An 8,652-nucleotide genomic window follows, 5' to 3' on the forward strand; every position below is an offset into this window, starting at 1 on the left:
TTAAGGCGGTTTTCTACATAATTTTATCCTGTAAATGTTTTATACATTAATTTACATTAAACTGTCCATACGTCAGACGTTTACATAGCAGCTTTAAAGATATTCATTATATCTACAAAAGTTCCTCTCCTTGGATTTGTAACGGTAGTTATATCTTTTTCGGCATTTTTAGAGAGCATTTCCAAATCATCCTCATCTACTCCAATGGAACTCAAATGTATTGGAAGGTCAATATCTTCAGATAGATTTTGAATACTGCGCTTAATTTTACTAACAGCATCTAGTTTGTCATTTACTTTCAATCCCATAGCTTCACTGATTCTAAAAATTCTTTCCTCTGGTATTGATACCGAATTAAACTCTAACACATGAGGTAGTAAAGCTGCATTACAAGCTCCATGTATTTCCTCATAAAGTGCACCTATCTGATGAGACATGGAATGAACATATCCCAGCCCTGCATTGTTAAGAACCATTCCACCCATAACACCAGCAAACATCATTTTTTCTCTAGCTTCCATATCACTACCATTGTTATATGCTCTCGTTAAATATCCAAAAACCAACTTTATGGCGTTAATTGCCAAAGTATCTGTAATAGGTGAAGCCTCAATGGAGGTAAAGCCCTCTATTGAATGAGTTAAAACATCAATGCCAGAACTTGCGGTTATTCTGGGATACATGGTTGTCATAAACCTAAGATCATTTACAGATATTATAGGCAGCATTTTAGGATCTGTAATAACCATTTTTACTCTTCTGCTATCATCTCTTACAATTGTGGAATTAGTTACTTCAGAGCCTGATCCAGAAGTAGTATTTATTGATATGACTGGCAAACTAGGTTTTGTCATTTTTTTATATCCTTCATAATCTGCAATAGATCCACCGTTGGTTGCCACAACGGCTATACCTTTTGCACAATCATGATTGGTTCCACCTCCAATAGATATGATAAAATCATAGTCTTTTTTTACTATGTTTAATCCTTTTTTAAAATATGTAAGAGCATCTTCCACAAATGAAATTGTACAATCTGGATGCAAGATACCATCAAATATATCATAAGAGATAAACAAGTCCTTTAATATTTTTTCAACTACTTCAACATGGCCAAGGCTTATTATATTTTTATCTGTAACAATCAGAGCTTTACTTAATTTATATGGCAATAGTTCTGTAGATAAATCTTTAATAGCTCCTACACCAATAAGATTTATTGCAGGTGAACGAAAATCATGAGTATTCTCCAATAAAATCCCTCCAAATCATAAATATGTATTGATTTTATTTTTTCTATTTATCAAACTCATTATGTATAAAATATTAATTATTATAGATTGAAGCTATTGAGTTTACAGGATTTAAGCTTTAAAAGTGTAATATAAACTTGAAAGGTGTCTTAGGGAAGAGCCTCGCATACTGAAAAGTAGCTTCTATAAGGCGAATTTTAATGCTCGTAGAAAGCATTGAGCACAATAAAAAACATTATGATTTTTTAGATTAATACATAAAATTAAATTTACCACTTCATTATATAAATAATGCTATAAACAAAGTATTATTGAGATATACAATTATATGTTTATTGCAATAATGATATTGAGTATGTAAAAGAAAATAGTAAATTAAAATATCCGTCTACCATATGTATAAAATTATTGAAATTTTTTAACGCTTTTAAGAAGTAAATCTTCATTCGAAATTTCAATGTGAAAAATATGCAATTAGTATAGTGCAATAGAAAAAATCTAATTCAATTATCAGAGTTTATGGGTTGTTTGAATGTATACAAGAAGACCCCTAATAGGGAGTCACTAAAAAGGTCATGAGTGGTAGCGATTTTCTTGATCTGATTTTAATTTTTAATATTAATAGTAAATCTATATTAATTGGTAGGTTTAAACTAGGGCGTGTCTGAAAACTCAAAAATGAATAAATAAAATTGCTAAACAACAGAAAAGTAAGAGGAATATATGCCAATGAAAGGCTATTTTGTGTTAGTAGATTACATTAATTGGACTATTTGTATAGTAAAAAAAGTTTTCAGACACATCCTAAAGTACAAAATAAATAAAAATGCTATATAAGTTGTTGAAAAACAATAGTTTTATGGTATTTTTATTTCTATAAATACAGAAGATAAAAGAAGAATAATTCAGTTTATAATACTCCTATATTTTTATTTAAATAGTTAAGGTAAGTAATCATTGTATCATTTTTAAAATTTATTAATTTAATTTTAAAATAAAAATGATATAGTTTATATAAAAACTAAAGTATATGGTGAAATGGATATTTATGATGAAAAATTTTAAAATGGGTATATTATCAATTTTAATTATTATAATTACATTTATAATAACTAAACAATTTTTAATGCTACATAAAGGATTCAAAAATATTGAGATCCCTACTAGAGAAAGTAGACAATTTGGAAATATGAGTACTTATAAATGGTTGACTGTAAAGAAATTATCTCACAAATATAATATAAGCCAGCAGAAGATATTTAAAGCTCTCCAAATTATTCCTCATAATGATGATGAAAATATACCAATTATTGAATTAGCTAAAAAGTATAATAAAACTCCGGAAGAAATGAAAAAGAACCTAAGGAAAGTCATAGAGAATCATAGGAATTTAGAAGGTAAAAAAGATGAGTAATTTTACTAATTTACTAATAATATATTTTAGAAATTATAACATCTGGTTTTTAAGTATATTGATTATATTTGGATGTATAGGAATCCCAGTAGGATCAAGTTTGGTAGTGAGCTTTTGCTTATGCCGGCGAATTCAATATAGTTATTCTTTTACTAGAAATTTGGTTTTTTTCATGTATTGGTGATAATATTGCTTATCTTATTTGGATGGTTGTAGGAAATAAGTTTTTAAGTAAATCTTCAAGAATAAAAACTTATTTTTCACCTAAAATAACAAAAGCAGGAAATTACTTAAAAAAACACGGTAAAGGAACAGTTTTTTTTACTAGATTTTTAATATCACCTATGGGACCCTCTGTTAATGCAGCAGCAGGTATTACAGAGTACAAATTGGTGACTTTCAACTTGTTTGTTGCTTTAGGTGAGTTATTATGGTCGTGTATATACTTAGGGTTGGGATATTGGTTTGGCGATTCCTGGGAAGTCATAATTCCCATGGTAATACAAACTGGGGAATTTTTAACTTATGCAATTATTCTAATTATTACTGTATACTTTTTTATTAAAATGATTAGAACAAACACAAGAAAAAGGTAATGCCAACTGCTGTTTGATATTTTAAATACCATTTGTTTAGCGTTAAAATTTAATAAATAAGCAATCATCTTAAGAAGTCCTAATATCAAACAAATTTTATAGTATAATAAGGTAACTATTAAATAAAGAAAGTTTTAAATATGAAAGCTGGATATATAAGAATTTCTACCATTGAACAAAACGTAGCCAGCCAATATGAAATGTATGATGATTCTTACTCTTATGGCATCAATAACAGACGGGAATTTAATAGAAAATTCAAATTGTTTAAGGATAGGAGTTAAGCCTAAAACTAAATTCGAATAATTATCAGCATCAAATTAAAACATAGTCTTAATTTAAAATACTATTAAAAACTTTAACACGATTTTAATTGCTATATGCGCATAATAGGTATATAATGGTAAACGTTGAATGTTGAAAGAAGGTGAAAAATTGAATAAGAAATCAGTATTAATAACACCTGACATTATTGAGGAATGTCTATGCGAATCACTTGATATTCTTGAAGAAGTAATCCCTCACATAGAAAAAACCAAGAAAAAATCATTGAAAAAGTCATTAAAATAACCCTATAGTACAAGGTTTTTTTTTTATTTTAATGAAAATCACATCTAAAACAACTTCCATAGCTTAAATGTCTTTTATGTGACTTTAAGGTGCAACCATATTTTTCCTTCTTAACAGTTTGGTTTACATTATAGTATATAACATCCATTTATATACTAATACTTATACCAAGCAGTAACTTTACATAAGTCAAAAACATTAGTTTAAAAAATACAGTGTTTTACTAAAAAGTTATAACTTTTATATAAAATATTCTTAACTTATTGACCTTCTTATATGCTATTAATTATATGCAAAATTATACAATTGAATTGTAGTGTCTCAATACAATAACTAATACAGATGAATAACTTTCTTATTCCCCCTTTTTGGAAGGGATGGGCAAGAATATTCTCTATGTGAATTTTAAATATTAACTGTCAGACGAAAAATAAACCTTAGAGCAACGTGAAAACCGAGCTAGAATTTGTTTTTGTAAAATAATGACGAATGAAAGTTAGGGGGGGTATTGGTTCCTTTTGTAGAAGTTTTAGAAGAAAGGAGACGATATTGATGATAGATTTATCGAGAAAACATATATGCCCAGTGTGCAAAAGAGAATTTAATTGGAGAGCAACTACAGGAATAAATCCTGAATTAATGGCAAAGAAAAGGCTTAATACAACCGAGGAAATCAAGATTGAATTTTCAGAAAGTTATTCAAATAAAATCAAAGTCCCCTATACCACTATGCGGAAATGATACAGGGGACTAATCTTAGTTTTGAGATAAGATCATATTATATATATTCTTTGACATAATAAAATATGCCAATTGTATTTAACTGATTAAAATCCACCTGTATTGTCTAAGGCATAATACAGGTGGATATATGTAATTACAATGAAACATGAAAAAATTATTGAGTAGTTATACCTGGTTTGTCAAAAATGGCAATATTAAATGTTATAAATTATATTGTACAGAGATGCTAGTCAAATATAAAAAACAATTATGGACTAAGAAATACACATTCTTACTCCATAATTATTAAATTTCTGCCTATTATTGACGCCCATAAGAAGTAAAAATACTCCACAATATTATTGGGTGAGATAATTCCCACACAAATATATATTTAAGTGCATATACTGTGTTGACCGTTGATTTATTGCTCTAAAAATAAATTATAAGAAACTTATTTAAATTTTATGTGTAAAAGGTAGTGAAGACTAATGATTTCAAATACCGTGGAAAATGAAGATAACAAGATAAAGATTTCTCCTACAGAAGACTTAATGCGAGAGCATGGTGTTTTGCACCGTATATTGTTAATTTATAAAGATACATTAAAATATTTAAAGGGACAAAAAATTACCTACAAAGTTAATATTTATTCAGTTATTTATGATGCTGCTATCATATCACAACAATTTATTGAAAATTACCATCAAAAACTAGAGGAAAAGTATGTTTTTCCTAAATTCTCAAAAAATCTTAAATATAGCATACTTATAAACACACTTCTAAGTCAACATAGTGCAGCACAAAAATTAACAAATAACATACTCTATTATTTATCGGCAAAAGATGTTTGTTCTTATGAAAATAAACTCCAATTAATTCGGTTACTATCATTATATATAAATATGTATGAGCCTCATTCTGCTCGAGAAGATACGGTTGTTTTTCCTGCATTTCATGAATTAGTAAATCTAGAAGAGTTTAAGAAATTAGGAGATCGCTTCGAGGAAATAGAAGAGCAGAAATTTGGCAAGAACGGATTTAAACATATAGTTAATAAAATTGCCAAAATCGAAAACGTATTAAGTATTTACAATTTAGCTCAATATACTCCAATTGTGAGTTTATAATAAAATTGTATCATTCAGAACAAAGTTATATCAAAATAAACTTGAATTATGACACAAAAACACCCCAAAATTCCAACTTGAATAATGCGGTGTTATGAATAATTGTTCAGTTTTTCAATTTTTGCGTTAAATAATAATGTTATGATATAAAAAACTAATATTTAATTTTACAGCCAGCTTACAATATTTTCAGAAATATCTTTTCTTTTGGATTTTAAATTATTTCTACTTGAATATCCAACGGATATAACAGCCATTAACTGTAAATCATTTGAAACACCTAATAATTCTTGTACCTTATCTTCATTTTTTAATATTTCTCCAATCCAGCAAGTACCTAAACCAAGTTCATGTGCAGCAAGCAGCATATTTTGTATTGCAGCTCCAATTGATTGAGCATGTTTTAAGTAAATGTTTGGCACTTTATCATCTAAAGATTTGGTATCTAAAAATACTGCTATCAAACAAGGGGCATTTTCCACCCAATTATGGTATACAGTAAGAGAAGATAATTTTTTTATTAGTTCTTTATTGTTCATTACTACGGAGAATCTCCATGGTTGTATATTGTTACCAGATGGAGCCCAACTAGCTGCAGTTAATAATTGTATAATATCATTTTTACTTACTTCTTCTGAATTATATGATCGAACACTTCTACGATCTAATATACATGATATTACTGAATTCATTTTAACTCTCCTTTTAGATATATATTTTTTGTAGTTTTTTCAACTTTTGTTACTTCAGAATAAATTACCTCTACGACTTAACCAAATAATACCACAAGTAAATTGTTATTGAGACAGATAATTATATGTTTATATAAGGAACTATACATTAAATCCATAGTGTCTAATTATGGTAAGATATCCAAAGCAAATTTCCAAACCACGGGATTTACTTTGCAATTCACAAAAGATACCCTTTTATTACCCTTAGAATATGCGCCCTGTCGGGACGCGCCACAAATGCTCCCTCTACCTCATTTTGAACCTTTAACTACAATATCAACAAGAAGGGCTAACATAACTTCCCTAGTTTCCAACAAATATTCTTATATCTATATCTTATTGGGGTCTAAATGAAGTTCGTGTATTAGCACCTCCTGCGCTTACATCTACATCTACCTGATATCCAGGCGTAGCTGTTCCTATCTTAATTGGAATAACTGCTCTCCTATTACTTCCAATTGTACCTGTGTATGTACTATCTGTTGTGTCATAATGACATACAGCTGTGACCTTTGCGCCCGCCGAACCAGCAACGGTTAAATTTATTGTAGAATTTTGAGTGGGACCGTAATTGTCTAAAAAAGCAGTTATTTGATTATTAATCGGTTGTTGTGTAGTTGCCTTTGCCGAATTAATGCTATTCTGCAAAGCAGAAAGGTCGTTTTGTAAAGCTACAAAATCACCTTGCAAATTTTGAGGCATAGATATACTGATATAATTGGTACTATTGGGGTTTACAGGCGTTACATTGCCAGATACTTGCGGTGGCTGCCAATTTGAAGCAGTAAACCTTTGAATCTGATCTTTGAAATATGCCTGTTGTGAACTGTAATCCAAGTATTCAGACATAAAAAATACAAAAAAACATATAGCAGTAGCTAAGCCATATACGATACCAGCCTGCCACTTTTCCCTTAAAAGTATCGGCTTAGTCAAAACCGATATTAATAGCATACTTAAAAACACAATTCCAGCACCATAAAACACCCACTGTATCATAGCACTCTCCCCCTACTAACATCATACTAATTATGCATATTATACTACATCTTGATGATTATTGTCATAATTAGACCTAAAAAATAGGATACGGATTAATTTGTATTTTTGCTCCTGTAGACAATGTCAATAAAAGAATAAAAAGTAATGAACGAAGAATGAAGCTTAGATACACTTCTATAATAATTACTTTTTTATCAAGTGTAGCATCTTACTTCATACCACATGGATTCTTAATTTTCTTATTTTGTTCAACAACTAGAGTGTCTTCACTCTAGTTTCAGACTGTAGACAAATGGTATATTTTCAAAAGTGAAAATATACCATTGGGTTTATAGTGAAAAGATATGTATGCTTTAAAGCATATTTTATAAGATATAAGCAAACCTCGCCTTCTTTTCCAAAGCCTGTTTGTCAATTTCTTTAAATTCATACATGCCAAAGTAAGCGTGACTTCCATCCTTACTTTGGCCAAGCTTCTTAAATGTGTAAATCTCATACCGTGCTTTTCTTTTGCATCTGCAAATACACGTTCGATTGTTTCTTTTCTCCTTTTATATACACTTTGAACATACCTCTCATGTCTGAGGTGTTCGGCTTCCTCTAAATAATTTTTCCATATATGTCTAATAACAACCTTTTGTTTGTTTTTACTGTTAGTACACTTATTTGCGAAAGCACAGCTTTCGCAATCATGGCAGTTAGATTTATATTCTCTATACCCATCTCTGTTTGTTGTTGAGTATTTTAATATTTTATCATTAGGACATATATAACAGTCGTTAAATTCGTCATATACATATTCATATTTTTTGAAAAAACCTTTTTTAGTCATAGGGCGTTTATAGGGCATTGACGTCAGGACATTTGAATCCAATATAGTTTTAGCAATGCAGGGATTTTTATATCCCGCATCTACTGCAATGGCAATCATTTTATCTCCAAATTTTGAATACACCTTGTTGTAAACATCATAGAAACTAATACTGTCATGAATATTTCCAGATGTAACTTCAAAACCTAAAATAAAATTAGCATCGTCACATGCAGTATGGGCTAAATAAGCAAAGCATTTTTCTTTTTCGCTTTTATAGAACATTCCACTTTCTTTGTCAGTAGTACTTTGCACAATTTCCTTAGTTTCGGATTAACCCCTTCATTTTGGACAGAATCTAATAAATTCTTCATTTCTATTAAATTTAGACCCTTATTTGAATATTTGTTAGGTTTTCT

11 protein-coding genes are annotated in these 8,652 nt (G+C 29.2%); 7 read left to right on the plus strand and 4 right to left on the minus strand.

Annotated elements, in window-relative coordinates:
• Window positions 1–80: 80 nt before the first annotated feature.
• The gene (locus tag ACJDU8_RS24385; RefSeq protein ID WP_406794781.1) at window positions 81–1,253 is read right to left on the minus strand and encodes an iron-containing alcohol dehydrogenase; all 1,173 of its coding nucleotides are present in this window, start codon (window positions 1,251–1,253) and stop codon (window positions 81–83) included.
• Window positions 1,254–2,301: 1,048 nt separating this feature from the next.
• On the opposite strand from ACJDU8_RS24385, the gene ACJDU8_RS24390 reads away from it, so the two are divergent.
• The 6 genes from ACJDU8_RS24390 (at window position 2,302) to ACJDU8_RS24415 (ending at window position 5,686) form a co-directional block, all read left to right on the plus strand.
• Window positions 2,302–2,667 (plus strand): hypothetical protein, encoded by a 366-nt coding sequence (locus tag ACJDU8_RS24390; RefSeq protein WP_406794782.1) that lies wholly within the window; start codon window positions 2,302–2,304, stop codon window positions 2,665–2,667.
• Between the two features lie 188 nt (window positions 2,668–2,855).
• Window positions 2,856–3,263, plus strand: coding sequence for a DedA family protein (locus ACJDU8_RS24395; protein ID WP_406794792.1), 408 nt, complete (start codon window positions 2,856–2,858; stop codon window positions 3,261–3,263).
• 140 nt (window positions 3,264–3,403) lie between these two features.
• On the plus strand, window positions 3,404–3,547 hold the full coding sequence (locus ACJDU8_RS24400; RefSeq protein WP_406794783.1) for a recombinase family protein: 144 nt from the start codon (window positions 3,404–3,406) through the stop codon (window positions 3,545–3,547).
• A gap of 151 nt (window positions 3,548–3,698) precedes the next feature.
• Entirely contained in the window at window positions 3,699–3,833 is a 135-nt protein-coding gene (locus ACJDU8_RS24405) for a hypothetical protein (protein WP_406794785.1), read from the plus strand.
• Window positions 3,834–4,385: 552 nt separating this feature from the next.
• A complete protein-coding gene (locus tag ACJDU8_RS24410; protein ID WP_406794787.1) occupies window positions 4,386–4,574 on the plus strand; it encodes a hypothetical protein in 189 nt (62 codons plus the stop codon).
• A 473-nt stretch (window positions 4,575–5,047) separates the two neighbouring features.
• A complete protein-coding gene (locus ACJDU8_RS24415; protein WP_406794788.1) occupies window positions 5,048–5,686 on the plus strand; it encodes a hemerythrin domain-containing protein in 639 nt (212 codons plus the stop codon).
• A gap of 167 nt (window positions 5,687–5,853) precedes the next feature.
• On the opposite strand, the gene ACJDU8_RS24420 is transcribed toward ACJDU8_RS24415, so the two are convergent.
• Together ACJDU8_RS24420 and ACJDU8_RS24425 are read right to left on the minus strand one after the other, a co-directional pair.
• Complete coding sequence (locus ACJDU8_RS24420; RefSeq protein ID WP_406794789.1) at window positions 5,854–6,378, minus strand: nitroreductase family protein; 525 nt, start codon at window positions 6,376–6,378, stop codon at window positions 5,854–5,856.
• A 378-nt stretch (window positions 6,379–6,756) separates the two neighbouring features.
• Window positions 6,757–7,419: a hypothetical protein gene (locus tag ACJDU8_RS24425; protein ID WP_406794790.1), complete on the minus strand. Its 663-nt coding sequence runs from the start codon at window positions 7,417–7,419 to the stop codon at window positions 6,757–6,759.
• Between the two features lie 98 nt (window positions 7,420–7,517).
• Here ACJDU8_RS24425 and ACJDU8_RS24430 point away from each other — a divergent pair, with 98 nt between their 5' ends.
• Window positions 7,518–7,697: an accessory gene regulator B family protein gene (locus tag ACJDU8_RS24430; protein WP_406794793.1), complete on the plus strand. Its 180-nt coding sequence runs from the start codon at window positions 7,518–7,520 to the stop codon at window positions 7,695–7,697.
• A gap of 2 nt (window positions 7,698–7,699) precedes the next feature.
• Here the strand turns inward: ACJDU8_RS24430 and ACJDU8_RS24435 are convergent, their stop codons facing one another.
• On the minus strand, window positions 7,700–8,548 hold the full coding sequence (locus tag ACJDU8_RS24435; RefSeq protein ID WP_406794791.1) for a transposase: 849 nt from the start codon (window positions 8,546–8,548) through the stop codon (window positions 7,700–7,702).
• Window positions 8,549–8,652: the final 104 nt, after the last annotated feature.

Source organism: Candidatus Clostridium eludens (assembly GCF_045310515.1).
GTDB classification, from domain to species: Bacteria; Bacillota; Clostridia; order Clostridiales; family Clostridiaceae; genus Clostridium_B; species Clostridium_B eludens.

Bases quoted from the DNA above. Each gene is read 5' to 3' on its own strand.
- ACJDU8_RS24390 (WP_406794782.1), top strand. From the start codon at position 2,302: ATGATGAAAAATTTTAAAATGGGTATATTATCAATTTTAATTATTATA.
- ACJDU8_RS24420 (WP_406794789.1), bottom strand. From the start codon at position 6,378: ATGAATTCAGTAATATCATGTATATTAGATCGTAGAAGTGTTCGATCA.
- ACJDU8_RS24415 (WP_406794788.1), top strand. From the start codon at position 5,048: ATGATTTCAAATACCGTGGAAAATGAAGATAACAAGATAAAGATTTCT.
- ACJDU8_RS24425 (WP_406794790.1), bottom strand. From the start codon at position 7,419: ATGATACAGTGGGTGTTTTATGGTGCTGGAATTGTGTTTTTAAGTATG.
- ACJDU8_RS24400 (WP_406794783.1), top strand. From the start codon at position 3,404: ATGAAAGCTGGATATATAAGAATTTCTACCATTGAACAAAACGTAGCC.
- ACJDU8_RS24410 (WP_406794787.1), top strand. From the start codon at position 4,386: ATGATAGATTTATCGAGAAAACATATATGCCCAGTGTGCAAAAGAGAA.